This is a genomic window from Pseudoalteromonas sp. 1CM17D (genome assembly GCF_023161805.1).
Lineage (GTDB): Bacteria > Pseudomonadota > Gammaproteobacteria > Enterobacterales > Alteromonadaceae > Pseudoalteromonas > Pseudoalteromonas atlantica.
Genome location: NZ_JALNTP010000018.1, coordinates 1 through 26,403 on the forward strand (window position 1 = coordinate 1; position 26,403 = coordinate 26,403).

Below are 26,403 nucleotides of genomic sequence, written 5' to 3' on the forward strand. Positions count from 1 at the left end.
GATAGCTGATAGCTGATAGCTGATAGCTGATAGCTGATAGCTGATAGCTGATAGCTGATAGCTGATAGCTGATAGCTTTAACACTTATCTATCAAAGCTTAAAAAACCTGCTTGCTTAATTATCCATCTAAGCGTAAAATGCGCGCTCATTTCGGCTTTTACACTATTAATTCCTTGCCTTAAACCGACCGGCCGAAACGGTAGAAGGCTCTATTAACCGTAAGGAATATCCATGCGTCATTACGAAATCGTATTCATGGTTCACCCTGATCAGAGTGAGCAAGTATCTGGTATGATCGAACGTTATACTGGTTCTATCACTGAAGCTGGTGGTACTATCCACCGTCTTGAAGACTGGGGCCGTCGTCAACTGGCTTACCCAATCAACAAGCTTCACAAAGCTCATTATGTTCTTATGAACGTTGAAGCACCTACTGAAGTAATCAGCGAGCTAGAAACTACTTTCCGCTACAACGATGCAGTGCTTCGTAACTTAGTTATGCGTACTAAAAATGCAGTAACTGAAGCGTCTCCTCTTGCAAGAGAAGAGAAGAAAGAAGCACCAGCTGCTTAATTGTTTTGAGTCCTAGCATGGCACGTAGTCAGCAGTTAGTGTAATGGTTAGCCCATATATGAATCAGCTGGTTATATCGGGGGTTGTTTGTAAAACACCCAAGTTTAGCCAAAGCCCTGCAGGCATACCGCATTGTATTTTTGTTGTAGAACATAAATCGATGCAAACCGAAGCAGATCTTAACCGTAATAGTTACGTTAGGCTTCAGGTTGTTGCCAGTGGTAAGCAAATGCAACAACAGACTCAACATTTGCACGTTGGGCAGGCATTGCAAGTGAGTGGTTTTTTAAATCGCCACGAAGGTCGTAACGGCCTTAGCCAATTGGTTTTGCATGCTCAGCATATAGAAAGAATTATTTGAGGAATTAATCTCATGGCACGTTATTTCAGACGTCGTAAGTTCTGCCGCTTTAAAGCGGAAGGCGTACAACAAATCGATTACAAAGATCTAGCTACTCTTAGAAACTATGTTACAGAAAGTGGCAAAATCGTACCTAGCCGTATTACAGGTACTAGCGCTAAATACCAGCGCCAGCTAGCAACTGCTATTAAGCGTGCTCGCTACTTAGCCCTTCTTCCATACACTGACTTACATAAGTAAGCAGCGGATTAACAGTTTTTAAAAGGTGTAGAAACATGCAAGTTATTCTACTAGATAAGATCGCTAACCTAGGTGGCCTAGGTGACCAGGTTGTTGTTAAATCTGGCTTCGCACGTAACTTCCTTTTCCCGCAAGGTAAGGCAGTTCCTGCAACTAAAGCAAACATTGAAACGTTTGATGCTCGTCGCGCAGACTTAGAAGCGAAAATCGCTGAACAGTTAACTGCAGCACAAGCACGCGCTGACAAACTAGAAGCATTAGCAGAAGTTACTTTAGTATCTAAAGCTGGTGACGAAGGTAAGCTATTCGGTTCAATCGGTACTCGTGACATCGCTGACGCTATCTCAGCTGTTGGTGTTGAAGTTGCTAAATCAGAAGTTCGTTTACCTCACGGTACTATCCGTGAAACTGGCGAATTCGACGTTGCAATCGCAGTACACTCAGACGTAACAGCTACTATTAAAGTAATCGTTATTGCTGAAGCTTAATTTTTAATTAAGCCCAAAAAGCCGTGCTTTTAGCGCGGCTTTTTTGTATCTAAAATTCCTCTTTAATACCCATCTAATAGCTCTATATAAAATTATTTAACTATTTTTATTATTAGTTTAAACCTTTCTTGTCTGTCTTTGCGTCTTAGTAATCAATACACTCATTAATACACGTTTTTAAATAAAAATAATTAAAAGGCGACATCACGGATGTTACACACAAAACCCGAGCACACGCCCCTATGCGACCTTGCACTCATTGAGCGTGTTAAAGCGGGGGATCAAAATGCTTATAAAGCATTATATGAGCTGCATATAAAGCGTGTTTACGGTTTATGTTTGCGCTTATTGGCCGATGAAGCGCACGCTGAAGATGCCGCCCAAGAGGTGTTTGTACAGGTGTGGCATAAAATAGCGCAGTTTGACGGGCGCTCACAATTTTCTACTTGGCTATATAGCGTAGCAAGCAACATTGCGATTAGTTATGTACGCAAGCACAAAAGCTGGTTAAACAAAGTTGTGAGCATAGAACAAAGCGGTATGGATGAGCAAAGCGCGCAAAGCTGTAAGGGATTAAACGGGTTAGATAAATTAATTGTTCGCCTACCAGAGCGCGCCCGCATGGTGTTTGTTTTATATGCCATTGAAGGCTACCGCCACGAAGAAATAGCCCAGCAATTGGGGATGGCAGTGGGGTCGAGTAAGTCGCAATATCATCGTGCAAGGCAGTTATTACAAGAGTGGTACGAGTATGAGTAAACAAAATTTTGATGACTACTTAAACGAGTCTTTAAACAATTTAAATAAAGACATAGCGCCTAATAAAGCACTTTGGCAGGGCATTGAGCACGCCATAGTTACAGCTAAGCCACCTGCTGTTAAAGCGCCATTATGGCCTAAATTTAGCGCTATTGCTGCGTGCAGTGCAGCGGCGTTATTAGCAATAAATATATTTATGAGCAATAACGAGCCAAGCCAAGTGGCTGCTATGAGCGATTATTTTAAAGCGCAAAAGCAAAGTTTATTAGTGCAGTACAAAAACCAGGATGCACTTACCAATAACTGGCAAGCACAGTTACAAGAGCTTGAAGAAGCAGAGCAAGCAATTAAACAAGCACTTGAAAACGAGCCACAAAATCAGGCATTACTGACCATGTTGGCGCAAGTTTACCAGCAACAACTCGACTTAATTAACAAGGTGCATGCACCGCGTTGGCAGCAAATATAGGGGAATAACATGAAAGCAATTTTACTTGGGCTAAGCCTATTACCACTGAGCGTTTTAGCGGGCGAAAAAATAGATAAGCAAATAGAGGTGCCAAGCGGCGGCACTATTTTTATTGAAAACCAACGCGGCGATGTAAACATAACCGGCTGGGATAAAAATGAATTTAAAGTCTCCGGCGAGCTTGATGATAAAGCACAAGGGTTTGAGCTTAAAACGACAGGCAATAAAACCGAATTTATAGTAAAAATGCCACGCAATTTGGGGTGGGGTAACAATGGAGATGGCTCTAACTTAACGGTATTTATGCCAAAAAGCAGTCGCTTAGAATTTGCTGGCGTAAATGTGTCAGTGACTGCAAAAACACTTAAAAAAGGCGCTGAGGTTGATGTTGTTAATGGTGAAATTACGGTAGATGACATTAGCGGCACTGTTAAATTAAGCACCGTAAATGGCGATGTAAACGCACAGAACTTAAGCGGCAATATTCAATTTGAAACCGTAAACGGTGAAATAAACGATAAGCAATCAAGCGGAGAGCTGCGTTTTAGTGCCGTAAATGGCGATATTAAATCAAGCACAACCGCAAACGACGTACGATTAGAAAACGTAAATGGCGATATCGATTTTACATTATCGAGCATAAAAAGCTTACGTATTAATACTGTAAACGGCGAAGCTGAAATACACATCAGTGAGTTGCTAAAAGGAGCTGATGTTCGCTATGAGTCGGTAAGTGGTGATGCTGATTTTTACTTCCCGCAAAGCGTGTCGGCTCAGTTTGAGATTAAAGCGCACGCCAACGGTAAAATTATTAATAAAGTTACCAACGATAAAGTGACTAAAGCTAAATATGGCCCTTCTAGTGATTTAGAGTTTAGTGCCAATGGTGGCAGCGCAAGTGTTGAAATGGATACTATAAGCGGGCGAATTGAGCTGCGAACTAAATAACGCTAATTAGCGTTAATGATTACAAAAAGCAGGAAAAGATTTCCTGCTTTGCTATTTGCACAGCCCCGCCAAGTCGATAGAATAGAGCCATTCAATTTTAGTACTGTGAAGTTATGGCCAAACCAGATAAGCAAGTCGATACCCTTAAAGTTCCTCCCCATTCAATAGAAGCTGAACAATCTGTTTTAGGTGGCTTAATGCTTGATAACCAAGCTTTTGACCGCGTAGCAGAGCTGGTTGTTGCGCAGGACTTTTATACCCGCACCCATAAGCTTATTTTTGAAGCCATGACCGCGCTTGCTGAAGTGGGCGATCCAATAGATTTAATCACAATTTCAGAAAGTCTTGAAAAAAATAACCAACTAGCAGGCATTGGTGGTTTTGCTTACTTAGCTGAAATAGCTAAAAACACCCCAAGTGCTGCGAATATCGATGCATACGCCAATATTGTGCGTGAGCGCGCGGTAGTACGCGAAATGATTGGCGTAGCTAATGAAATAGCCGAAGCTGGTTTTAACCCAGAAGGGCGCACCAGCCACGACTTATTAGACTTTGCCGAGAGTAAAGTATTTAAAATTGCTGAGCAACGTACAAAAAGTACCGAAGGCCCGCAAAGCATTCATAACATTCTTGAAAAAACCGTCGATAAAATCGAAGAGCTATACCAGTCGCCGCAAGACGGTGTAACCGGTGTAAGCACTGGGTATGCTGATTTAGATAAAATGACAGCAGGTATGCAGCCTTCTGATTTAATTATTGTTGCAGCACGTCCTTCAATGGGTAAAACCACCTTTGCGATGAACCTTGCTGAGCACGCCGCAATGACGCAAGACAAGCCTGTGCTTATTTACTCATTAGAGATGCCCTCTGAACAAATTATGATGAGGATGTTGGCATCACTTGGTCGTATTAACCAAACTAAGGTACGTACTGGCCAGCTAGATGATGACGATTGGGCACGTCTTTCATCAACTATGGGGCTGTTGATGGAAAAAGGCAAAATGTATGTTGATGATGCATCGGGGCTTACACCTACTGATGTACGCTCACGTGCAAGACGTATAGCGCGCGACCACGGTGGTATTAGTATGATCATGGTCGATTACCTTCAGTTAATGCGCGTACCTAGTTTATCAGATAATCGTACTTTAGAGATTGCCGAAATATCGCGTTCATTAAAAGCGCTCGCTAAAGAGTTACAGTGCCCGGTTATTGCGCTTTCGCAGCTAAACCGTACGCTAGAGCAACGTGCCGATAAACGCCCAATTAACTCAGATTTACGTGAGTCGGGTTCGATAGAGCAAGATGCCGATTTAATCATGTTTATATACCGTGATGAGGTATACAACGAAGACAGCACTGAAAAAGGCATCGCCGAAATTATCATAGGTAAACAGCGTAACGGCCCAATTGGTAAAGTGCGCTTAACCTTCCAAGGGCAATTTTCTCGCTTTGATAATTACGCGGGGCCAGCAGTTGATGATGAATACTAATGCGCCTAGCCACTGCCGAAATTAACCTAACCGCCCTTGCGCATAACTTATCGCAGGTAAAACGTTTTGCGCCAAATAGCAAAATAATGGCGGTATTAAAAGCCAATGCGTATGGGCATGGTTTAGTAAAAATTGCCCAGCACTTAAATAGTGCTGATGCTTTTGCTGTTGCCCGAATTGATGAAGCCCTCGCACTGCGCGCCGGCGGTTTAACAAAGCCAATAGTGCTGCTTGAAGGTTTTTTTAATAAAGCCGACTTACCTATTTTATTGGCTAATAATTTTCAAACTATTGTGCACGACGAAAACCAGCTTGCAGCAATAGAAAATGCCACCTTAGATGCGCCAATTACTTGCTGGCTAAAAATAAACACCGGCATGCACCGATTAGGTATAGCACCGGAGCAGTTTGACGCGTTTTATAGTCGCTTGCAGCGCACACCCAATGCTAAAAGCACCATTAATTTGATGACCCATTTTTCGTGTGCCGATGATACGCACAATACTAAAACGGCGCAGCAAATTAGCTTATTTGATACGCTTGTAAAGGGCATAGATCAAGCACATTGTTTATCAAACTCGGCCGGTATTATAGCTTGGCCAGCAGGACACGGTGATTGGATACGCCCAGGACTTATGCTTTATGGGGTGTCGCCAATGGCAAACTGCACAGGGCAAGAACACAATTTAAAGCCGGTCATGCGTTTAACCACAAAGGTGATTGCAGTGCGTGATGTTACCGCCCATGAGCGAGTAGGGTACGGAGGCCGTTGGCAAAGTGATAAACCAACCCAATTAGCCGTAGTGGCTATGGGTTATGGCGATGGCTATCCGCGTCATGCCAAAGAAGGCACACCGGTTATGATTGCAGGGCAGCGTTACGGTATTGTAGGCAGTGTGTCTATGGATATGATAAGCATTGATATAGGCGAAAACGAGCACAATGTTAAAGTAGGCGACAGCGTTACAATGTGGGGGCCGGAGCTTCCGGTTGAAGAAATAGCCCACTGCGCCGATACTATCCCTTACGAATTACTGTGTAATATTACACCGCGCGTAAGTTACGAGTACCAGCGATAGTTAATAAGTGATATTTATTCTTTAATAAAGTAAATATCACTAAAGCCCATGCGGGCAAATTCTTGGTCACGAAAGTTACGTACAGCCGAAGAGCCTTTTGAGGTCATTTCTATTTGGCGTACCATGTTTAAGTAGTTAGTTAAATCAATACCTTCGGCAGCGGCAATAGCTTGATACATGTCGTGGTATTTGTCTTTTGCGAAGTTAATTTCGCGCGGTTGGTTTTTAAATGTATAGGTTATTCTGCGTGCCATAATAAGCTCAGCTAATTGAGTGTGAGTGTAATTTTACACTGTATTGAACTGGCATTGAACGATTTGTTGAAATCAAATAATTAAAAGTAGAGTTTAAAATGAAATTATCAGTAGAGATCAGTAAATACCCACTTCATCAAGATTACATCCCGTTTATTAAGGGCTTTATTGACCGTTTGAACGAATACGACAACTTAAAAGTGATCACCAATACGCTTTCTACGCAAATTTTTGGCGATTACGATTTAGTAATGCAAGTGCTAAACACCGAGATTAAACGCTCGTACGAAGAGTTTGGTAAGGCTATTTTTGTTTGTAAGTTTTTATCTGGCGATTTATCTCCAGAGTAATCGCCTTTATTTAACGTGTATTAAAAACGGTAACCGCACACATGGATTTTTTAACACAAACCTTAAGTGGTTTTACAGCAATGTCGCATTGGGAATATATTGCGGTAGGGTTGTCTATTGCTTATTTATTACTGGCAATAAAAGAAAGCCTATGGTGTTGGCCTGCCGCTTTTTTTAGCACGCTTATTTATACCATAATGTACTGGAATGGCGCGCTGCTTATGGAGTCGCTACTCAATTTTTATTACATGTACATGGCTGTATTTGGCTGGATGGTATGGCGCAAAGGCAAAGCAGATAATATTAGTATTACCTCATGGTCTACACAACGCCACGCCATTCTTATAGGCGCTACGAGCTTAGCGGCCATTATTATTGGCTATGTAATGCAAAACTACACCCACGCCGATTTTGCCTACCTAGATAGCTTTACAACCTGTTTTGCGGTGGTAACCACGTATTTGGTTGCTAAAAAAGTACTCGAAAACTGGCTGTATTGGATTGTTATTGATGCGGCCTCTATGTATTTGTATTACGAAAAAGGCTATTACCCAACGCTCGCGCTATTTATTTTTTACACTATTATGGCCGCGTGGGGATTTAAAACCTGGTACGAAGAGTACGAGCAAAGCCAAGCTAAGCCATTAGCGCAATTATAACGCATGTATCGTAATCCAAATATTGCCGCGTTATGTCGTGAGTTTGTGGCACCTGAGCACGTGCTACAAACCACTAAATTAGTGAATGGTTTAAGTAACGACAATTACCTAATAAAAACCGCACAGCAAAACTACTTATTAAAATGCTACAAATCGCATTGGCCTAAAATAGGGCTACAAGCCCAAACTGCACTTAGCCAACATAACGTTTGCCCTAAACCCATTTGGCTCGATAAGGCTAACAGGCGAGCTGCATTTCGCTATATTTGTGGTGATATTGCTACTAATAATTACAGTATTGACTTAGTTGAGAAGTTGGCACGCGTTCATAGTTACCCTCTAGCTACACAGCCAATGGATATTGCAAAAGAGCTTGCGTATTACGCTACTAGCAATATATATCAACAGCACAGCCGCTTAATTGAAGATACGCTAAGCGCCATTAGTAACATGCCCTACAACAGTGGCTTTTGTCATAACGATTTAGTTAAAGATAACCTAATAGTAAATTCAAGTGGCATGTATTTAATTGACTTTGAATATGCGCAAACAAACGACGTGTATTTCGATTTAGCGGCACTTGCGGTTAGCTTAGAGCTAAATGCGCACGCAGAGCACACTTTGCTTGAGCAATACAGTGCCCAGCAAGCAATACCCAGTGAGTTTTATTGCGCTTATGACAAGCTACGTTACTTTAAAGTGGTGTTTTTGGTGTTGTGTATAGGGTGGTATGAGCAGCGCGACATAAATAATAAGGCAAGCACATTACGCGCGCAGCTAAATAAGTTATTAAGCGAAATAAAAGATTAAAGCCCGCCAAAACGCGCGGCAAGCTCTTTGTACTTCGCTACTTCGTCAGCATCAAATTGGGGCTCACCGTTTTCATCTTCAGACTTGGCAATAAGCAAGCTCTCACGAGCAAGGCGTTTTACCCGCTCGGCTTTTGCACCTAAAAACTCAGCCACTTGCTCAGTCGACATTAAACTCATAATTACATCCTCTATATAATCCGTAAGCATTCAGAACATGTTGCCAAACGGTTACTATTTTTTTATCGAATACCAATAAATAGCTTGTTTTTGGCAAGTTGTGAAGTGTTTTATCAAAAACAGTTTGATTTATAGGCATATAACTCAATGATGCTGGTATTTATTTAAAGATCTCTTTATTATTGCCAGTGCTAAAGCATTGATATCGCGAGTTAGTGTTTTAGCAACAAATGTGCTCTTGTGGTGAAATGGATATCACGTGGCCCTCCGGAGGCTAAGTTCTAGGTTCGATTCCTAGCAAGAGCGCCATTTGCTTTTTATTGTTTTCCTTGTTTACGTCTACCTTCATTTTAGTAGTCCTTTATAGTTATATGGTATTGCCCTCAACTCAAAAAGTAGACTTTTAGGGTTAAATAATGCTATTTAGTAGGCATATTTAATTGTAGAAAACGCTTCTGCCATGCTCATCGCGTTACCCATTTCAGAGCTCACCCCAGGTATGTTTGTTGACAGTGTTACCAAACAGCATGAAGGGCTCAACAGTATAAAAATAAAAACCAGTGGCTTAGTGCGAAACCAGGCAATTATAAAACGCTTAGTAACCGAAGGCGTTTTAGAGCTGCTTATCGACTTTACCAAAGGCGATGCCGCCATACCCGATAAGTACAAACCTAAGAGTGCGCCCCCACAAAAGAGCACCACATCAAGCAGTAAAACAAAACCACCCGCGGTAAAACCTGCGATTACCCTTGAGCAAGAATTTGCCAAAGCTAGCATCAACTTTGAGCAGCATAATCGCAAGCTGCAAGCTTTGTATGGCGATGTAACCACAGGGTTGTCGGTTAATTTAAAGGTGATTGATGAAATGGCTAACGATATAGTCAGCTCGGTATTTAGAAATACCAGTGCAATGACCATTTTAACCCGCATAAAAGACAAACATAGCTACAATTGGCGCCACATGATTAACTGCGCTATTTTCACCGCCGTGTTTGCTAAATATTTAGGATACAAAGAAGAAGCTGTGCAGCAGCTTGCTATGGGCGCGTTACTTCACGATTTAGGCCAAGCTAAACTCCCGCAGGGGATTATTTCTAGGCCAAGTAAACTCACTAGCAGCGAAATGGATATTATAAAACGCCATGTGGCTCAAGGTTTAGGTTTGGTTAAAGGTGAAAAAGGCATTACCCCCCTTATACTCGACATGATAGTTAACCATCATGAGCGATTAGATGGCTCAGGCTATCCGCGTGGTATTACAGCTGAAAAGCTTAGTCGCCCAGCGCGCATAATGGCGATTGTTGATGTGTACGATGCGTTAACAGCCGATAGACCGCATCAAGAAGGGGATGAACCCATTAATGCGCTGCGTTATTTGTTGGCTAACAAAGAGCTATTTGATGCAGAGCTAGTACAGCACTTTATTAAATGTTTAGGTGTGCACCCAGTAGGCACTATTGTTAAATTAACCAATGAGCGATTAGCTCTCGTGCTCGAGGGCAATAAATCAAATCCCATCAAGCCTAAAGTTAAGCTATTTTATAATGCTAAACACGGGCACCACGTCACCCCTAAAGACTTAGACTTAAATGAGCCTGATCAAAGTATTAAAATAGTCTCGAGTATCAAGCCACTCGACTATCAAATTAATTTGGCTCGTTTGTTAAAAGAGCACTTGTTGAATTAGCTTTTTTACAGCGCTTAAGTTTTTCGCGTTTAGCAGAAATATAAGCGCCTAAAAAACAACTCGCCATTAACGTTAGCCATAATAATGTTCCTTGCTGTACATGCAGTGCAATACAGCAAAAAGCTAACGACACTAATGCATTTAGCATGGCCCCTAACCAGTAATGGTTTACGGGGTTATCGCATTGGCCGGCTTGTGTGCAGGCACAATAGTTTGCTTTATAAAAACAAAACACACTGGCGCCACAAAAAATGAGCCCTGCAATAATAAGTAAAATGATCACCTATTTGCTTCCTTTGTGATTTTGTAATGAGTTTAAAATGCAGGGAATTACAAGTCAATCTAAATGATAATTAATTACAATTAGAGTATAAACTCTAATAACACATTTCTGCTCCGATGAGTTTTAAATAGTTGTTAAAATGTAGTTAAAAAACGTGTTTTTTGGTGTTTTTTGTCGCTTTGTTACAGTTTTTTATAAAAAATTAAGGTAGTGTAGCCAAGTTTAAAATCCTAATAACAACACATAGATACCCAAACGCTTGTTTGGTTAAGGACACAACAATGAAATTTTCTAAAACTCTTATTGCAGCTTCGCTTGCATTTGTTTCGGCTGATAGTTTTGCAGCCGCGTTTCAATTAGCAGAGCAAAACGCGTCAGGTTTAGGCCGTGCATACGCAGGTGAAGCATCTATCGCAGATGATGCGTCTGTTGTTGCTCGCAACCCTGCATTAATGACTTTATTTAAAGATAAGCAACTTAGTGTTGCTGCTATTGGTGTAATTCCAGATGTGAGCTTAGAAGGAACCGGTAACGGATATGGTTTCGATAATAGCGTATTAAATGATGACAGTATCGCTCCTAGTGCGATTATTCCGGCTGCTTATTTCACTATGCCTGTAAACGATAAAGTATCGGTTGGTTTTGGCGCGTTTTCTAACTTTGGCCTTGCGACCGAATTTGATGATGACTATGCTGCTGGTCAAATTGCTGGCGAGACAGAAATTTTCACAGTGAACATGAATGCAAGTGTTGCTTATAAAGTATCAGAGCAGTTTAGTTTTGGTATTGGTCTAAATGCAGTGTATGCAGAGGCTAAAATTATTCGTAAGTTCGGTGAAGTACCACCAGTAAACCCTGCAATTGCGTCTATTCCTGCAAGTGCCGATGCTGTTAACCTTGAAGGCGATGATATGGGTTATGGCTTAAACATTGGCTTAATGTATCAGTTAGATGAAAACAGCCGTTTTGGTTTTAACTACCGTAGCGAAACAGACATCACGTTTAAAGGTGAATACTCTAATGAGCTACCTACATTCATTGATGGTGGGTTGGACGGACAAATTGAGCTACCAGGCTCAGTTGAGATTACATTACCTGCAATTGCTGAATTTTCTGGTTCTCACCAGCTAGATGAAAAACTAGGCTTACACTACAGTGTACTATGGACCGGTTGGAGCAGCTTTGATTCGTTAGAGGCGCAAGTAACGAGTCCAACGGGTGATAAGTTTAGCGCATTTGAAAAAACGGAAGATTTTTCTGACGCACTTCGCTACTCGATAGGTGCTGATTACCAATATAGCGAAAACCTGTTATTGCGTGCTGGTTTTGCCTTTGATGAGTCGCCTGTATCACAGAAGCATCTATCAATTTCTATCCCTGATACAGACCGTTTTTGGTTCTCTTTTGGTGGTAATTACGCGATTGATAAAAACTCGAATGTTGATTTAGGTGTGAGCGTATTACGTGGTAAAACACAAACTTTCACTGAAACAGTAGAAAGTGACACTTTACCTCAGCAATGGTCTTTTGAATCTAAAGGTCACGCTGTACTTGTTGGCGCTCAGTACAACTACAAGTTTTAATGTAGCTGTGCCTTGAGGTTAATCGCAGGGCACAAAAAAGCCGCTCACTTTAACAGTGAGCGGCTTTTTTAATGCCTGCTAAATTGCTTTAGCAGGCAACTAAAATTATAAGCTTTCTATTTTAGTTTTTTGCTCAAGTAGCTTGGTTTTAGCATCAGTGAATTCAGCGAGCTTCGCGTTCTCTTTTGCAAGTACGGCTTCTGGTGCGTTATTTACAAACTTTTCGTTAGCCAGCTTGTTTTGCACTTGGGCTAGGCCTTTTTCTGCTTTTTCGAGTTGCTTGTTAATACGTGCAAGCTCTGCTTCAACATCAATTAAGCCCGCCATGGGGATCATAATTTCAAGGTTGCCAACATAGGATGTTGCACACGCTGGTGCATCGTCTTTGTTTTCAAGCAGGGTGAACGATTCAAGTTTAGCAAGCGAGGCAATAAATGACTCGTTCTCGTTAATACGGCGCACATCATCGCTTGATGCGTTAGCTAGCAACACGTTAAGTGGCTTACTTGGGCTAATGTCCATCTCACCACGAATAACACGAATTGCTAAAATAAACTGTTTAACCCACTCTAAGTCGTCCATAGCTTGGGCATCAACGTTTGCTTCATTATAAACAGGGAAGCCCTGTACCATGATGCTGGTGCCTTTAGTTTCAAGTCCTGCAAGTGGTGCAACGCGCTGCCAAATAGTTTCGGTAATGTATGGCATCATTGGGTGCATTAAGCGCAGTAGGCTTTCTAGTACCGTAATGAGTGTATTACGTGTACCACGTTGCTGTGCTTCATTGCCTTTAAATAATACCGGCTTAGTCAGCTCTAAGTACCAATCACAGAACTGGTTCCAAGTGAATTCGTAAAGTGTGTTAGCGGCTAAATCAAAGCGGTAGTTATCAAGGTGCTCAGTGTAGGTTTTAACCGTTGCTTCAAACTGACCTAATATCCAACGATCGGCTAATGAGAACTCTTTTTCAGCATCGTTGAAGCCACAATCTTGCTCTTCTGTGTTCATTAATACGTAACGGCTTGCGTTCCATAGTTTATTACAGAAGTTACGGTAACCTTCTAGGCGGTTCATATCCCAGTTGATATCACGACCGGTTGATGCCATTGCTGCAAGGGTAAAGCGAAGCGCATCGGTACCGTGTGCTTCAATACCATTTGCAAATACTTTGCGCGTGTCTTTTTCAATTTTAGCGGCAAGTTTAGGCTGCATCATGTTGCCAGTACGCTTTTGTACTAAATCTTCAAGCTCGATGCCGTCAATCATATCTAGTGGGTCAAGTACGTTACCTTTTGACTTAGACATTTTATCGCCGTTGTCATCACGTATTAGGCCAGTAACATACACTGTTTTAAACGGCACTTGTGGCTTACCATTTTCATCTTTTATAAAGTGCAGCGTCATCATGATCATACGCGCAACCCAGAAGAAAATAATATCAAAACCCGTTACTAACACGTCAGACGGGTGGAAGGTTTTTAAATCATCCGTGTTCTCTGGCCAACCTTGTGTTGAGAACGTCCAAAGCGCAGATGAGAACCAGGTATCAAGTACGTCTTCGTCTTGGCTTAGCGCAACATCATCGGCAATGTTGTTGTCGCGGCGTACTTCAGCTTCATCGCGGCCAACGTAAACGTTGCCTTCGCTGTCGTACCAAGCTGGAATACGGTGACCCCACCAAAGCTGGCGTGAAATACACCAATCTTGTACGTCGTTCATCCACGAGAAGTACATGTTCTCGTACTGTTTAGGCACAAACTGAATGTCGCCATTTTTAACGGCATCTTTTGCAGGTTCTGCAAGTGGCGCAACACGTACATACCATTGGTCGGTAAGGAGTGGCTCAATGACCACACCAGAGCGGTCGCCGTAAGGTACAGTTAACGCATGGTCTTCGATTTTTTCGAGTAAACCAAGTTCTTCAAATTCTGCGATAATCGCTTTACGCGCAGCAAAACGGTCTAGGCCGTGTAAGCGCTCAGGAATTGGCGCATCAAACTCAAGTTCTTTACCGTCAAAGGTGTATGTTTCACCTTGGCTAAGAATGGCTGCGTTTTTATCGAAAATATTGATCATTGGCATTTTATGACGCTTGCCAACTTCGTTATCGTTAAAGTCGTGTGCAGGGGTGATTTTTACACAACCCGTGCCTTTGTCTTTATCAGCGTGTTCATCTGCAACAATTGTGATACGACGATTTACGATAGGCAGTAAAATCTCTTTACCAATTAAATCTGTGTAGCGCTCGTCTTCTGGATTAACCGCAACACCTGAGTCACCTAGCATGGTTTCTGGACGTGTAGTTGCTACGACAATGTAATCTTTGCCGTCTTGTGTTTTAACGCCATCAGCAAGAGGGTAGCGCAAATTCCACATGTGGCCTTGTTTGTCTTTGTTTTCAACTTCAAGGTCTGAAATAGCGGTGTGTAATTTTGGATCCCAGTTTACTAAGCGCTTACCGCGGTAAATTAGGTTTTCTTTGTGAAGACGTACAAAGACTTCTTTAACCGCTTCAGATAAGCCATCGTCCATCGTAAAGCGTTCACGGTCCCAATCAACCGATGCGCCAAGGCGGCGAAGCTGTTTAGTGATAGTACCGCCAGATTCGTTTTTCCATTCCCAAATTTTATTAATAAAATCTTCGCGGCCTAAATCGTGACGTGTTTTACCTTCTTCAGCGTGTAGTTTACGCTCAACCAACATTTGCGTTGCAATACCCGCGTGGTCAGTACCTACTTGCCATAATGTGTTGTTACCTTGCATACGCTTAAAACGCGTAAGGGTATCCATTATTGTATCTTGGAAGGCGTGGCCCATGTGCAAGCTACCGGTGACATTTGGCGGCGGGATCATGATCGAATACGGTACGCCTTGGCCAGATGGCTTAAAGTAGCCTTTTTGTTCCCAGTCTTGGTATAGCGACTGTTCAATATCTTGCGGATTGTAGGTTTTATCCATTACACAGAACCTTAAATAAGTACTTAAATTAGTTGGTTAGCTTTATCCTAAACGGCTAGCTATTAATCTCTTGCGTGCTGATATTGGCACCAAGTTGGCGCAGCTTTTTAAAGCGCTCACGAGCGGCTTGTTTAGCTACAGACTCTACTGGTACAAAATCAAAAACTTGGCTAAAACGCCTAATAAAATCAGGCAGGTTATTAGCTAAGTTAATTAAAACGTTACGTTTGCCAACAGGAGGCGTGGTGCCTATTTCTACTGGTGCGCCGGCTTTAGGGCCTTCGCCTTGCAGGTTATGCGGCACAAAACTGTCGGGATCAAATGCCCAAATGGTTTCGTCAATGGCATAGGCGGTGTGTTCGTTATCTACAAAAATAAATACACGATGCCCTAATCGATACTGCTCTGCGGCAATTTGAGCTGCTAAAGCAAAATGATCATCAGCTTGCGCTTTAGATTCATCTTGTTGCTTTAGAACGAAAAATTGAGCATTCATGTTCATTGTATCGGGGTTTCCCATGACATTGAATGTGCACATAGTTGTTACACATAAATTAAGAGGCAGATTTTGCCATATAACGGGGTTTGCTTCAATTAATACACGGATAATTACAGCAATAAAAAAGGCGCCAAATGGCGCCTTAATACAAGTTAAATAACCTAAGCTCTGGTTAAAATATTTTTGCCTTATGGCAAATAAATTTAATGCTGTTAGCGCTAAAAATACCTGCTGAGTGGCTTTTCTAAATAAGGCTCAGGTTAATTAGGTTATTAGTCGTGCGTAGCTTCGCTTACACCCGCTCGGTTTAATAAATACTGAGTAAGCATAGGAACAGGGCGACCTGTTGCGCCTTTTTTAGCACCACTGCGCCACGCGGTACCGGCTACGTCTAGGTGAGCCCAGTTATACTTTTTAGTAAACTTAGATAAGAAACACGCTGCGGTAATAGTACCAGCAGAGCGCCCACCTAAGTTTGTAAAATCAGCAAATGGGCTATCGAGTTGATCTTGATAGTCATCCCACAGTGGTAACTGCCATGCACGGTCGCCACTTTGCTCAGACGCTTTTAATAAATCATGTGCAAGTGGATTGTGGTTTGACAGTAAACCTGTTGCGTGTGCACCAAGGGCAACAATACATGCGCCTGTTAGTGTTGCTACGTCAATTACTGTATCTGGGTCAAAACGCTCAACGTAAGTTAACGCGTCACATAATACTAATCGGCCTTCGGCATCAGTATTAAGCACTTCAACGGTTTGCCCCGACATTGTTGTTAAAATATCACCAGGGCGATACGCGTTAGAGCTTGGCATGTTTTCACAGCCGGCTAACACACCAATTACATTAATTGGTAGCTGCATTTGTGCCAGTGCGCGCATAGCGCCAATTACACCGGCTGCGCCGCCCATGTCGTATTTCATTTCATCCATGGCTTCGCCAGGCTTAATTGAAATACCGCCTGAGTCAAACGTTAAGCCTTTACCTACTAGCACTATAGGCGCTTGCTCATCGCTTGCACCTTTGTAGTTAATAACCGACATAACCGATTCGTTATCACTGCCGCGACCAACTGCTAAGTACGAGTTCATACCTAGTTCGGCCATCTTTTCTTCGCCAATAATATCAACGGTGATGTTGTCAAAATTGCTAGCCAGCTCTTGCGCTTGTTCGCCTAAATAAGCAGGGTTACAAATATTGGGTGGCATGTTGGCTACGTCTTTACATAGCTTACTACCTGCGGCAATGGCTAAACCATGCTCAATAGCGCTTTCACCAATGGTCAGCTCGCGACGTGTTGGTACGTTAAACACAATTTTACGAAGTGGACGACGAGGGTCTACTTTTTTGCTTTTTAGCTGGTTAAATGTGTATAGGCAATCTTGTGTTGTTTCTACCGCTTGGCGAACTTTCCAGTAGGTATCACGACCTTTAACGTGTTGCTCTGTTAAAAAGCACACCGCTTCCATTGAGCCGGTTTCGTTTAAGGTATTAATTGTTTTAGAAATTATTTGCTTATATTGCTTATCATCAAGCTCGCGCTCTTTACCACAGCCAACAAGCAATACGCGCTCGCTTAAAACGTTAGGTACATGATGCAATAATAACACTTGCCCCGGCTTACCTTCTAGGTCGCCACGGCGTAGTAAATTTGAGATATAACCATCGCTGATTTTATCGAGTTGTTCACCAATGGGGGATAACCTACGTGGTTCGTAAACGCCAACGACAATACACGCGCTGCGTTGTTTTTCTGGGCTACCACTTTTTACGTTAAATTCCATTGTTACTCCTGGTTGTGAGTCATATACGTTATTAATTGGGGCTAAAAAAATAAAATCTAGTCTTCGCTACGTAACTTATGTAGAGATAATCTTAATTTTAGCTGATTTTTTCTGACTCTTACTGTGTAATTGAACTTTATATGTTTAAGGGCTACTAATGCAACAATATATCGTGCACTTAGGTAGGATAATTAATTTTGTTAGCTTATAATAACGACTTATTTACCAGATAAAACTGGGTAAAATAGCTACTTTATTATCAAATTATCACTATTGTAGTGAAATTCTATGTTTAACAGGGGCGAGCATTGCTTATTTTTCGTTATTTGACCGCTGAGGTTTTAAAATCGCAGGTCGCCGTATTTTTAACTTTAATGACCATTTTTGTGTCACAAAAGTTTGTGGTTATTTTAGGAGATGCCTCTGAAGGGAGCATTCCTGCCAAATTAGTATTATCGATGATTGCGCTTAAACTGCCGCAATTAGCTTCGCTGATCCTGCCATTGAGTATATTTTTGGGCATTATTTTAGCCTACAGCCGCATTTACGCCGACAGCGAAATGACCGTTCTTAAAGCCTGTGGGGTGAGTGAATGGTATGTGGTACGCGTTACTTTAATTTCGAGTGTGGGTTTGGCTATATTAGCAGCCTCTCTTACCATGTACCTTGCGCCGTGGGCGAGTGAGCAAGAGTACCAATTAAAAGAGCAAGCCAAAGCCGATGCGGGTTTATCTGCGTTAAGGGCTGGGCGGTTTCAACAAACCGGTAATGAAAAAGCCGTGGTGTTTATTCATAACATTGAAAACGGCGGTAAAGAGCTTAACAAAGTATTTGTAGCGCAACTGCCGGATACCGAAAAAGATGACCTTGCACGTTTAGTGTATGCCGAACAAGGTGTGGTGGTAGAGGCAATAAACGGTGAGCAACAATTAGTGCTAACCGATGGTAAACGCTACGAAACCGATGGCAAAACACCGGCCCTTAATTTAACGCAGTTTGATGGCTACAGCGTACAAATACGCGAGCAAGAAATAGAGCATCAGCGCCGTAAATTAGAAGCAATACCTACTAATCAACTATTGCCACTCAATACCTCTGAATCTATAGCCCAGTGGCAGTGGCGTATTGCAATACCGCTTTCTATTCCGTTACTAACGTTAATAGCAGTACCGCTAAGTGTGGTTAATCCGCGCCAAGGTAAGTTTGCTAAATTAGTGCCAGCCATTAGCTTGTACTTAGGTTATTTTATCTTACTCAATGCTGCAAAATTTGCCGTAGAAGATGGCAAAATACCGCCTTCAATTGGTTTGTGGTGGATTCACTTAAGCGCTTTATTTATAGGTAGTTTATTAATTATAAAAGGTCGCCCTTTGGGCGCCTGGCTTAAAGCCGTTGTAACAAAACGGGAGTTAAGCGCATGATGAAAACACTCGATTGGTACTTAGGCCGCAGCATTTTACAAACCACCGGATTTGCTTTGTTGGTGCTAGTAGGGATTAGTACATTAATTAAGTTTATTGATCAGCTAAAGTCGGTTGGTCGTGGCAGTTACGATTTAATGACCGCAACGCTTTACACCTTTTACAGTATGCCGGGCGATTTAGTTATATTCTTCCCGATGGCGGCGCTTATTGGTGGCTTAACAGGCTTAGGTGCACTGGCTTCAAACAGTGAGCTGGTGGTAATGCAAGCTGCGGGTATGTCGCGCTTGCAAATTATAGGCTCGGTAATGAAAACCGCCGTGTTTATGGCTGTGTGTATGATGGCTCTTGGTGAGTGGGGCGCACCAGAGGCGCAACAACACGCCAAAGAAATGCGTAATCAGGCAATTTATGGCGGCGATGTATTCAATGCACAAAAAGGCGTATGGGCTAAAGATGGCAACAACTTTATTAATATTGAAGATGTAGATCAAAACGGCCGTTTAAACGGTGTGCACATGTATCAATTTGATAAGTCACTCGATTTAACTCAAATAACCAAAGCTAAAGTGGCCATTGGTCGTGATGAAGGTTGGTTATTACGCGATGTAAACAAGGTTCATATTAGTGATGAGCAAATAAGCAGTGAACACATTGATGAAGAGTTTTACCCTTCGCAATTAACGGGCGAAAAGCTTGGTGTTGTATCGGTAAAGCCTGAGTCGCTTTCCTTTACAGGGCTTTGGTCGTACTTAGGGTATTTACAGCAAAATGAGCAAGATACCAGCACCTATGAGCTGGCCTTGTGGCGTAAGCTAATGCAGCCTGTGTCTGTTGCCGTAATGCTACTGGTTGCACTGTCGTTTATATTTGGCCCGTTACGTACCGTTACTATGGGTGCGCGCATCATTATGGGTGTAGTAACGGGAATTGTATTTCACTTAATAAATGAGATATTTGGCCCTGTGGTAATGGTTTATCAAATACCCGCTATTATAGGCGCGGTACTGCCAAGTATACTATTTATAGGCTTTGCTACGTACATGATGAATAAGCGGGTATAGCCGTTATAAGCGCTTATTTAATACTAAAAAAGGTGGCCTATGGTCACCTTTTTTGTTTTTATAACGCGTTATTCAAAAACTAATACCAATCAGCTTAATTAAGTGATCAAGTTGAGGCTGGAAAAACGTGTTGATAGCTAGGCAAAAAATCGCTATTTAGTTGCTCTCGGCAGTTGCTCCTGCATTGCTCTACCTTCTGCATCCATGCAGCCGTAAATGAGAATTTTTTAACGCAGGTAGCGACAAGTTAGCCCAGCAAAATAATTAAGTATTATTGCGCATTGGTATAAATGGGTATTAATCTAGCTCGCGGTAAATACGTTTGTTTTCTTCTTTTGTAAGAGTAATTACCTCAGTTTTTGAGACATAGTCTTGCAGCGCTTTTTTGTTTTTAAAATCAATTAATACCACAAGATTACCTAAACCAAGCAGGGCACTAAGGCTGCGAACAATAGACTGCGGCCAACTAATTAAGTTTCCTTCATTAGTTTGTACTTTTAAACGCCATGCGCGCATGCCAATAGTTTGCCCGCTTTTAGTCCAAAAATAGCCAAAAAATACTAAAGTAACAATAACAAGTAAGGCACTTCGAATACTCGACAGCAGCAGTGACTCTTGAATAAGTGCCGATACATCTTCAGCACCATTTAAACTAATAACATCAAGTGAAATAAGCCCTTGTACGGCAAACAAATAGAGCACAACCGTTAACATAGCAAACGCAATAATAGCTAACGTATCATAAACTAACGACGCAAAACGACGCCAAAAACCAGCTCGTGGAAACTCACCCGACATAAATACACTCTCACTGTTAATATGCGCGCTAGTTTAGCAAAAAAGCTCACAAATACTAAGCGCTATAGTTCAGTGATATACCTTAGCGTTATTATTAGCTGTATTTAATACTTCAACCAGTAAACGACATTTTGCACAGGCTGTCTAAATGTTAAGCGGTTGATCAGGCTAATGTCATAAAACGCTTGCTGCCACCCCTATTGTTTGTATAATGCTTGGCATAGAGACGAAGGTACATAAATAATCCTTAGCTCTAAAGTGGTTTTTCTTTATCTTCTCGTGTTTAGAAGGTTAAAGAAAAATGACGCCAGCGTGATGAAATTGGTATACATGGGGGATTCAAAATCCCCTGCCGAAAGGCGTGCCGGTTCGAGCCCGGCCGCTGGTACCACTTTTTATGACCCTAACCAAATTGGTTAGGGTTTTTTTATGTCTGAAATTAATTTTTATTTTTGTTTTATGTGTATTTGTTCTTAATTATCAGATAGTAAGTTACGGCATTTAGTTGTAGCCCAAGAAATGGGCATTAAATGGAAAAAAGGAAAAGTAATGAAAAAGGTAGTTGGTTTATTAGTTGCAACAATGGCGCTTTCTGGTTGTACTCACCGCATTGGAGATTTTACCGTTGCTTCAACAAAAAATATGAATCACACAAATAGTAATCATAAAGTTGATTACAACGAGCGAGTAACAGGAAAGGATGTTAAACATACAGTATTGATTTTCCCTACAGGCAGAAGCAATATGAAAGAAGCTATGGATAACGCCATTGAAAAAGCACCTGCAGCAGTTGGTCTTTCAAATGTAACAGTAAAAATTATTGATTGGTACATACCACTTATTTACGGACAAAGATATTACGAGATTGAAGGGAACCCAATTTACGAAGTAAAAGAAGAAAAGGCTAATTGATAGCTAAATAAATTTTATATGCCATGATAATTTATCATGGCATTTTTATTTAGAGAGTAATAAATTTCGACTAATAAACCTTACTTATTCTCTAAAAACGCGATGAACTCTCCAGCCGATACATACCAAATATCATCTTTATTTGAGATTGTTTGAACGAGCTGCTCGGCGTAATCCCAGTTATTATTTTTAGTGTTTTTGTCAAATTCCCACGAATGGCCCCAAATCATCATTACAGTGAGCTTATTGCTTTTAAGCGCAATATATTGCTCTATTAATGGCATTGCGTTTGAGTGGTGAACGGTTGGGTTCCATGCCATGTAGTTAGTAGGGAGCTCAAAATTAAGAGTGTCGTTTACGGTTCGGGCATTAGTAAAGCCTGCTTGCTTTACTAATTTCATAGCGGTTTTATCGTAAGACCCTAAAGGGTATGCAAAAGAGTGTAAGGGGCTGCCTTTTATGGGCGATAAAATGTGCTTATCGCGGGCTAATTGTAATTTTAATTCTGCTGTATCTAAGCCCGCAAAGCCCGGATGTGAGTAACTGTGGCTTGCTATTTCATGGCCTTTATAAAGTGTTTTTACTTCACTTTGCTTTATATATTCGCCCTCTTTACCGGTAAAGGCTTTCATCCACGGTAGCTTTTTAGCAAATAAACCTGAGTTTAAATTAAATGTGCCAACAACCTGGTACTTATTAAATAGTTCCACCAGCTTTTTGTCTTGTATAACGCCATCATCGTAACTAAAAATAACAGCTTTAGTCGTGCCGTAAGGGTAGCTTTTTAAAGGTGCTTTACTGGCTGCACATGTAAAGCTTAGCGCTATTAACATACCTATTAATAAGCACTTCATTATAAAGTCTTCATTATGGGAGTTAATTGCTCAGCCCAAAGGGCGTAGCCTGCTTGGTTCAAATGGGTGCCATCGGTAGTGAGCGTTTCATTAAGCGTGCCTTGAGGGCCTAAAAATGCGGGGTGTAAGTCTATATAGGTAAAATTTGCGTGCTCAATTGCTTTAACTTGTTGGTTAACCGTTTGCGCCATTTGCGTAATAAAATCGCGATGATCGGGCAAAATACTTTGTACATAAATTTGTGTATTTGGGAGTGAGTCATTGAGCTGAGTCACTATTTTTTCGATATTTTCACTCACCGACGCTAAGTCTTTAACTTGCTTTATATAATGGTAATTAAAAATATCGTTAACGCCAATTTTTAAAAATATAGCTTTAGGAGGGGCTGCTTTTAATTCGTTTAAACGCGCTAAAACACCGTAGGTCATATCGCCACTAATACCGCGGTTTCTTACGCGTAGGTCGTTAAACCGAATGCTCCAATTTAGCCCTTGCTCTGTAATGCTATCGCCAATAAATACAATATCGCCTTTGCGTAAAGGTTGTAGCTTAAAATGGGCTATACGCTCAGCATAGTGGTTTTTTAGCCATTGCGATTGAAAAGGAATTGCCTTTTCGGCATTAGCTTTAAAGCTTATTAATACAGCACCTATAATTAATGTGCCAAGTAGAAAACTGATGTGTTGGAGTGTGTAATTACTTGGTTTATAACTCATAAAAACCTGCGCTTATAGACATACTAACTTAGCAATGTATCTATAAACGCCGGTTTTTGATACGTGTTGCATTCGTATTCAGGCTTTGTTTTTAACCACCCTTTTTATTAAGCCTAATAGTTTTGCAATCCCTAAAGTAAGTAACATAGGTACGCCTATTAAAATAAGCTCTTTTACAAAGGGTAAAATGTACATCAAAATAGGGGCTATTTTCGGCTTTTCACCCTCAGCTGCACCGTGGGAGTATCCCTGCTGATTTATTTGTGCGGCCCAATCGGTAAGCTCTAAACTAACCAGTAAAAGGCTCACTAAAACAGATACAACTAACACAATGCTGGTGCGGGTTTTCCACTGTTGTTTTAGGTGCTTCATTATTTAGCCTCCTTGGCAAACATGCGTTTAGTCAGTTTTACTATCCAAGAAAAATTAAGCGCTAAATGCACACCTAGCATGGGCATAATAAAGGTGGCTGAATCGTGATGTATTTTCGACCAAAAGTCTTGAATGTTTAAACTAATATTAAGTGCGGGTAGTAGAGCCACCGACACTAAAAAGCCGCTTACAAACACTAATAACATCATTATATAAAGTAGGTAATCCCACACTATATTAAAGCGCTCACGTGCTGTTATATTGGCAAATAAACGGCCAAAACTGCGTGTTACCCAATCCCAGTGCAGTAGTAAGTGAATAACAAAAGGGATAATAAAAAATAGGCTAAACCATTCGTGTAAAGGGATGCCAGTAGCTTGAGGTGCACTTACTAGCATAAAGCTAATAAGCAGTAAGGTGTCCATTACATAACGGAACTTTTGTAAGTTTTGTTTCCAATCAGACATTATTGACCCTGAAATAATTTATTTATAATACCCATCCGCATAATTAAGTGAACTATTTTGAGGATGGAAAAACGTGTTGATAGCAAGGCAAAAAATTCGCTATTTAGTTGTTCTCGGCAATTGCTCCTGCATTGCTCTATCTTCTGCATCCATGCAGTCGTAAATGAGAGTTTTTTAACGCAGATAGCGACACGTTTAGCCCCTAAAAATGATTAAGTATTATTGCGGATTGGTATGGTTGGCGCTATTTAAGGTACACCCCCTTAAACAGCAAAAGGCTCAATAAAATATTGAGCCTTAAATCATGCGCAAATTATTAAATTAAAAAACGTAAGACGCGCTTAATTTAACATTACGACCCGCTTCGTAATCTTGCACTGTGTCGCTTGAGTATGAAGCGTGAGAGTAATACGTTTTATCAAAAATATTCTCAACACCTAAGGTCATGCTTAGTGCTTCAAGCTGGCTTGGTAGCCACTGCATGCTGATGTTATGAACCTGATAACCCACTTTATGAATATCAGCACCGCTTGATACTGAGTCATCAGTTCTGTTAACTAGGCTGGTCCAGTTAAATTTTAAGTCGTATTTTGGTACTTCGTAGCCAAGGTTTAGTGAAATGCTATCACCTACTTCATAACGCAGTTGCTCGCCAGTCTCTAGTTGTTCAGAGTCTGACTTAGAGTAACTTAAACGTGCACTAAATAGCGCTTTACGCAGTGAAAGCGTTGATTCAAAACCATCTATATCGTAATCACCCGAGTTTTCATAGGTACCAATAGGGCGACCTTTACCAATTGCCCAGTTGTCTATGTAATCTTCTATACGGGTTTTAAACAGGTTTAATGAAAAACCAAATGAGTCTAAGCCCATAATATTTTGATCTTTAAAGGCAAAACCAATGGCGTTATTTACACCGGTTTCTGCTTTTAGGTCTTTATCAAAGTTAGTACTGTAATCAACATAGCTTTCGCGCAGGCCAGGACCTTGAAACAGCTCTGTAGAGCTTGCGTTAACACTCCAGTTATCGTTAATTAGGTATTTAGCCGCTAAACCAAACGTTAACTCGTTCCACGATTTATCTAACGAATCGTTAGTACCGGCTGAGTACATGTCTACTTTAAAGTAGTTGTAACGCACGCCAGGGGTTACAAATAACTGATCGGTTACAGCGATTTCGTCTTCAATATAAATAGCGTGCGAGTCGGCAGTGTCTTTATTGGTTTGTACGTGGTTTTCTATACGTTTTGATACTTGCTCATATCCTTCGCCGCCATAGCGTAATGTATGATTAAAACCAGCAAGTGCAATTTTAGATGTTGCAAGGGCAGTGTAGCCCGTATGCTCAGAGTTACCCTCAGTTCCTAGTGCAATATAGCTTAGTTCGTTGCGATAAACGCTAGCGCGTAGGGTAATGGCATCGCCTTTATCTAGCTCGTAGGCAAGTGAAGTGCTGGTACGTGTGTAGTCAATATCTTCTGTTTGCGCGTCTGAATCTTCAGCAAAGCCTGCACCAAAGTTGGTTTTTACGTAGTAATCGCCTTCATCGTTATACCTGTCGTATGAGAACACTAAACGGTTACTCTCATTTACATCCCAGCCGAGCTTGAAGATGCCATCTACCGTGCGGCCTTCGTTACCTGTAACTTCTCTACCATTGCCGTTTTCAAAGTTATTTCTGTCGGTGTAGGTGTAGTAGGCAAGGGCGTCTATGTTGTCGGTTAGCTGACCATATACCGCAGCAGAGCCACCTGCGTAATCATTGGTACCTAAGTTTGTGTATAAGCGTGCGCCAAAATCTTCACCTGGCTCTAGTAAATCTTTAGCATCTTTGGTTTCAAAGGCTACACCACCAGAAAGGCCGCCAGTTAGCACCGAGTTAGTGCCTACTTTTATATCTACTGCTTTTAAAATATCAGCATTAATAAGTAAGTTGCCTGAGTGGTGGAACATATTATTGTTTTGGCTAATACCATCAACAGTAATGTTGAGGTCTAAATCGTCAACACCACGAATATTAATACCTTGTACAATAGAGTGCGAGCCACCTACGTCAATACCAGCTTGGTCACGGAGTAAATCACTTAAATGGTTGGCTTGTTTTCTTTCAATATCGTCTTGTAGTAGCGAGTCATTAGTAATTGTTGTGCCCCATACTTCAATGGTTTCTGAGGTATCGGGAGCTTGTTCCGCTAAGCTTATGAATGACATACCAGTACACAAAGTACCAATAACAACGTTAAGCGCATGCTTATTAAATGGGAGCGTGTTTTTCATGGTGAGTATGTTTATCTAATTTTAATATTATTAAGAATGATTCGTATTAAACCGTTCACCGCCTT

29 protein-coding genes and 2 tRNA genes are annotated in these 26,403 nt (G+C 41.3%); 19 read left to right on the top strand and 12 right to left on the bottom strand.

Annotation, left to right across the window (positions count from 1 at the left end; genetic code table 11):
• Nucleotides 1-232: 232 nt before the first annotated feature.
• The 9 genes from rpsF to alr all read left to right on the top strand — a co-directional run bounded on the left by rpsF (nucleotide 233) and on the right by alr (nucleotide 6,411).
• A complete protein-coding gene (rpsF, locus tag MSC25_RS19445) occupies nucleotides 233-574 on the top strand; it encodes a 30S ribosomal protein S6 (RefSeq protein ID WP_004588455.1) in 342 nt (113 codons plus the stop codon).
• 43 nt (nucleotides 575-617) lie between these two features.
• Nucleotides 618-935: a primosomal replication protein N gene (gene priB / locus MSC25_RS19450; RefSeq protein ID WP_004588456.1), complete on the top strand. Its 318-nt coding sequence runs from the start codon at nucleotides 618-620 to the stop codon at nucleotides 933-935.
• A 12-nt stretch (nucleotides 936-947) separates the two neighbouring features.
• Nucleotides 948-1,175 carry a 30S ribosomal protein S18 gene (gene rpsR, locus MSC25_RS19455; protein WP_002962753.1) on the top strand — a complete coding sequence of 76 codons (228 nt, stop codon included), beginning with the start codon at nucleotides 948-950 and terminating at the stop codon, nucleotides 1,173-1,175.
• A 35-nt stretch (nucleotides 1,176-1,210) separates the two neighbouring features.
• The gene (gene rplI, locus MSC25_RS19460) at nucleotides 1,211-1,663 is read left to right on the top strand and encodes a 50S ribosomal protein L9 (RefSeq protein ID WP_004588457.1); all 453 of its coding nucleotides are present in this window, start codon (nucleotides 1,211-1,213) and stop codon (nucleotides 1,661-1,663) included.
• Between the two features lie 210 nt (nucleotides 1,664-1,873).
• Nucleotides 1,874-2,422: an RNA polymerase sigma factor gene (locus MSC25_RS19465; RefSeq protein ID WP_004588458.1), complete on the top strand. Its 549-nt coding sequence runs from the start codon at nucleotides 1,874-1,876 to the stop codon at nucleotides 2,420-2,422.
• Nucleotides 2,415-2,891: a hypothetical protein gene (locus tag MSC25_RS19470; RefSeq protein ID WP_248444372.1), complete on the top strand. Its 477-nt coding sequence runs from the start codon at nucleotides 2,415-2,417 to the stop codon at nucleotides 2,889-2,891. Before MSC25_RS19465 ends, MSC25_RS19470 begins: the two co-directional genes overlap by 8 nt.
• Nucleotides 2,892-2,900: 9 nt before the next feature.
• A complete protein-coding gene (locus MSC25_RS19475; RefSeq protein ID WP_248444374.1) occupies nucleotides 2,901-3,839 on the top strand; it encodes a DUF4097 family beta strand repeat-containing protein in 939 nt (312 codons plus the stop codon).
• A 113-nt stretch (nucleotides 3,840-3,952) separates the two neighbouring features.
• Complete coding sequence (gene dnaB / locus MSC25_RS19480) at nucleotides 3,953-5,332, top strand: replicative DNA helicase (protein WP_004588461.1); 1,380 nt, start codon at nucleotides 3,953-3,955, stop codon at nucleotides 5,330-5,332.
• A complete protein-coding gene (alr, locus tag MSC25_RS19485; RefSeq protein ID WP_248444376.1) occupies nucleotides 5,332-6,411 on the top strand; it encodes an alanine racemase in 1,080 nt (359 codons plus the stop codon). Before dnaB ends, alr begins: the two co-directional genes overlap by 1 nt.
• 14 nt (nucleotides 6,412-6,425) lie before the next feature.
• Here the strand turns inward: alr and MSC25_RS19490 are convergent, their stop codons facing one another.
• Complete coding sequence (locus MSC25_RS19490) at nucleotides 6,426-6,665, bottom strand: DUF2960 domain-containing protein (RefSeq protein WP_004588463.1); 240 nt, start codon at nucleotides 6,663-6,665, stop codon at nucleotides 6,426-6,428.
• A gap of 98 nt (nucleotides 6,666-6,763) precedes the next feature.
• On the opposite strand from MSC25_RS19490, the gene MSC25_RS19495 reads away from it, so the two are divergent.
• From MSC25_RS19495 to MSC25_RS19505, 3 genes are read left to right on the top strand one after another with little or no spacing between them, the layout of a single operon-like run.
• Nucleotides 6,764-7,015: a hypothetical protein gene (locus MSC25_RS19495; RefSeq protein ID WP_004588464.1), complete on the top strand. Its 252-nt coding sequence runs from the start codon at nucleotides 6,764-6,766 to the stop codon at nucleotides 7,013-7,015.
• A gap of 41 nt (nucleotides 7,016-7,056) precedes the next feature.
• Entirely contained in the window at nucleotides 7,057-7,674 is a 618-nt protein-coding gene (gene pnuC, locus MSC25_RS19500; RefSeq protein WP_004588465.1) for a nicotinamide riboside transporter PnuC, read from the top strand.
• A 3-nt stretch (nucleotides 7,675-7,677) separates the two neighbouring features.
• Nucleotides 7,678-8,484 (top strand): phosphotransferase, encoded by an 807-nt coding sequence (locus MSC25_RS19505; protein ID WP_248444377.1) that lies wholly within the window; start codon nucleotides 7,678-7,680, stop codon nucleotides 8,482-8,484.
• On the opposite strand, the gene MSC25_RS19510 is transcribed toward MSC25_RS19505, so the two are convergent.
• Nucleotides 8,481-8,663, bottom strand: a complete 183-nt coding sequence (locus tag MSC25_RS19510) for a helix-turn-helix domain-containing protein (protein ID WP_248444378.1) — start codon at nucleotides 8,661-8,663, stop codon at nucleotides 8,481-8,483. The genes MSC25_RS19505 and MSC25_RS19510 overlap by 4 nt on opposite strands.
• 234 nt (nucleotides 8,664-8,897) lie before the next feature.
• Here MSC25_RS19510 and MSC25_RS19515 point away from each other — a divergent pair.
• Together MSC25_RS19515 and MSC25_RS19520 are read left to right on the top strand one after the other, a co-directional pair.
• Nucleotides 8,898-8,972, top strand: a tRNA-Arg gene (locus MSC25_RS19515).
• A gap of 151 nt (nucleotides 8,973-9,123) precedes the next feature.
• Entirely contained in the window at nucleotides 9,124-10,350 is a 1,227-nt protein-coding gene (locus MSC25_RS19520; RefSeq protein WP_029772471.1) for an HD-GYP domain-containing protein, read from the top strand.
• Here MSC25_RS19520 and MSC25_RS19525 read toward each other — a convergent pair.
• Complete coding sequence (locus tag MSC25_RS19525) at nucleotides 10,310-10,633, bottom strand: hypothetical protein (protein WP_029772472.1); 324 nt, start codon at nucleotides 10,631-10,633, stop codon at nucleotides 10,310-10,312. The genes MSC25_RS19520 and MSC25_RS19525 overlap by 41 nt on opposite strands.
• 281 nt (nucleotides 10,634-10,914) lie before the next feature.
• Between MSC25_RS19525 and MSC25_RS19530 the strand changes: the two genes are divergently transcribed.
• On the top strand, nucleotides 10,915-12,216 hold the full coding sequence (locus tag MSC25_RS19530) for an outer membrane protein transport protein (protein WP_248444379.1): 1,302 nt from the start codon (nucleotides 10,915-10,917) through the stop codon (nucleotides 12,214-12,216).
• A 105-nt stretch (nucleotides 12,217-12,321) separates the two neighbouring features.
• Here MSC25_RS19530 and MSC25_RS19535 read toward each other — a convergent pair whose 3' ends face one another.
• The 3 genes from MSC25_RS19535 to pepA all read right to left on the bottom strand — a co-directional run bounded on the left by MSC25_RS19535 (nucleotide 12,322) and on the right by pepA (nucleotide 17,457).
• Complete coding sequence (locus MSC25_RS19535; RefSeq protein WP_248444380.1) at nucleotides 12,322-15,174, bottom strand: valine--tRNA ligase; 2,853 nt, start codon at nucleotides 15,172-15,174, stop codon at nucleotides 12,322-12,324.
• Between the two features lie 55 nt (nucleotides 15,175-15,229).
• Nucleotides 15,230-15,676, bottom strand: coding sequence for a DNA polymerase III subunit chi (locus tag MSC25_RS19540; protein ID WP_024031635.1), 447 nt, complete (start codon nucleotides 15,674-15,676; stop codon nucleotides 15,230-15,232).
• 269 nt (nucleotides 15,677-15,945) lie between these two features.
• On the bottom strand, nucleotides 15,946-17,457 hold the full coding sequence (gene pepA, locus MSC25_RS19545; RefSeq protein WP_029772475.1) for a leucyl aminopeptidase: 1,512 nt from the start codon (nucleotides 17,455-17,457) through the stop codon (nucleotides 15,946-15,948).
• Nucleotides 17,458-17,765: 308 nt separating this feature from the next.
• Between pepA and lptF the strand changes: the two genes are divergently transcribed.
• Both lptF and lptG read left to right on the top strand, forming a co-directional pair.
• Nucleotides 17,766-18,878, top strand: a complete 1,113-nt coding sequence (lptF, locus tag MSC25_RS19550) for an LPS export ABC transporter permease LptF (RefSeq protein WP_024031637.1) — start codon at nucleotides 17,766-17,768, stop codon at nucleotides 18,876-18,878.
• The gene (lptG, locus tag MSC25_RS19555; protein WP_031289389.1) at nucleotides 18,875-19,942 is read left to right on the top strand and encodes an LPS export ABC transporter permease LptG; all 1,068 of its coding nucleotides are present in this window, start codon (nucleotides 18,875-18,877) and stop codon (nucleotides 19,940-19,942) included. Before lptF ends, lptG begins: the two co-directional genes overlap by 4 nt.
• Nucleotides 19,943-20,239: 297 nt before the next feature.
• Here lptG and MSC25_RS19560 read toward each other — a convergent pair whose 3' ends face one another.
• Nucleotides 20,240-20,740, bottom strand: a complete 501-nt coding sequence (locus tag MSC25_RS19560; RefSeq protein ID WP_248444381.1) for an RDD family protein — start codon at nucleotides 20,738-20,740, stop codon at nucleotides 20,240-20,242.
• A gap of 306 nt (nucleotides 20,741-21,046) precedes the next feature.
• On the opposite strand from MSC25_RS19560, the gene MSC25_RS19565 reads away from it, so the two are divergent.
• Nucleotides 21,047-21,131, top strand: a tRNA-Leu gene (locus MSC25_RS19565).
• Between the two features lie 158 nt (nucleotides 21,132-21,289).
• Entirely contained in the window at nucleotides 21,290-21,652 is a 363-nt protein-coding gene (locus MSC25_RS19570; RefSeq protein WP_248444382.1) for a hypothetical protein, read from the top strand.
• 80 nt (nucleotides 21,653-21,732) lie between these two features.
• On the opposite strand, the gene MSC25_RS19575 is transcribed toward MSC25_RS19570, so the two are convergent.
• The 5 genes from MSC25_RS19575 to MSC25_RS19595 all read right to left on the bottom strand — a co-directional run bounded on the left by MSC25_RS19575 (nucleotide 21,733) and on the right by MSC25_RS19595 (nucleotide 26,338).
• Nucleotides 21,733-22,506: a polysaccharide deacetylase family protein gene (locus MSC25_RS19575; protein WP_248444384.1), complete on the bottom strand. Its 774-nt coding sequence runs from the start codon at nucleotides 22,504-22,506 to the stop codon at nucleotides 21,733-21,735.
• Entirely contained in the window at nucleotides 22,506-23,222 is a 717-nt protein-coding gene (locus MSC25_RS19580) for a GDSL-type esterase/lipase family protein (protein ID WP_248444386.1), read from the bottom strand. Before MSC25_RS19580 ends, MSC25_RS19575 begins: the two co-directional genes overlap by 1 nt.
• A 78-nt stretch (nucleotides 23,223-23,300) precedes the next feature.
• On the bottom strand, nucleotides 23,301-23,594 hold the full coding sequence (locus tag MSC25_RS19585; protein ID WP_055254763.1) for a hypothetical protein: 294 nt from the start codon (nucleotides 23,592-23,594) through the stop codon (nucleotides 23,301-23,303).
• The gene (locus MSC25_RS19590; RefSeq protein ID WP_055254761.1) at nucleotides 23,594-24,061 is read right to left on the bottom strand and encodes a DUF4405 domain-containing protein; all 468 of its coding nucleotides are present in this window, start codon (nucleotides 24,059-24,061) and stop codon (nucleotides 23,594-23,596) included. Before MSC25_RS19590 ends, MSC25_RS19585 begins: the two co-directional genes overlap by 1 nt.
• A 321-nt stretch (nucleotides 24,062-24,382) precedes the next feature.
• The gene (locus tag MSC25_RS19595) at nucleotides 24,383-26,338 is read right to left on the bottom strand and encodes a TonB-dependent receptor (protein WP_248444387.1); all 1,956 of its coding nucleotides are present in this window, start codon (nucleotides 26,336-26,338) and stop codon (nucleotides 24,383-24,385) included.
• Between the last annotated feature and the right edge of the window lie 65 nt (nucleotides 26,339-26,403).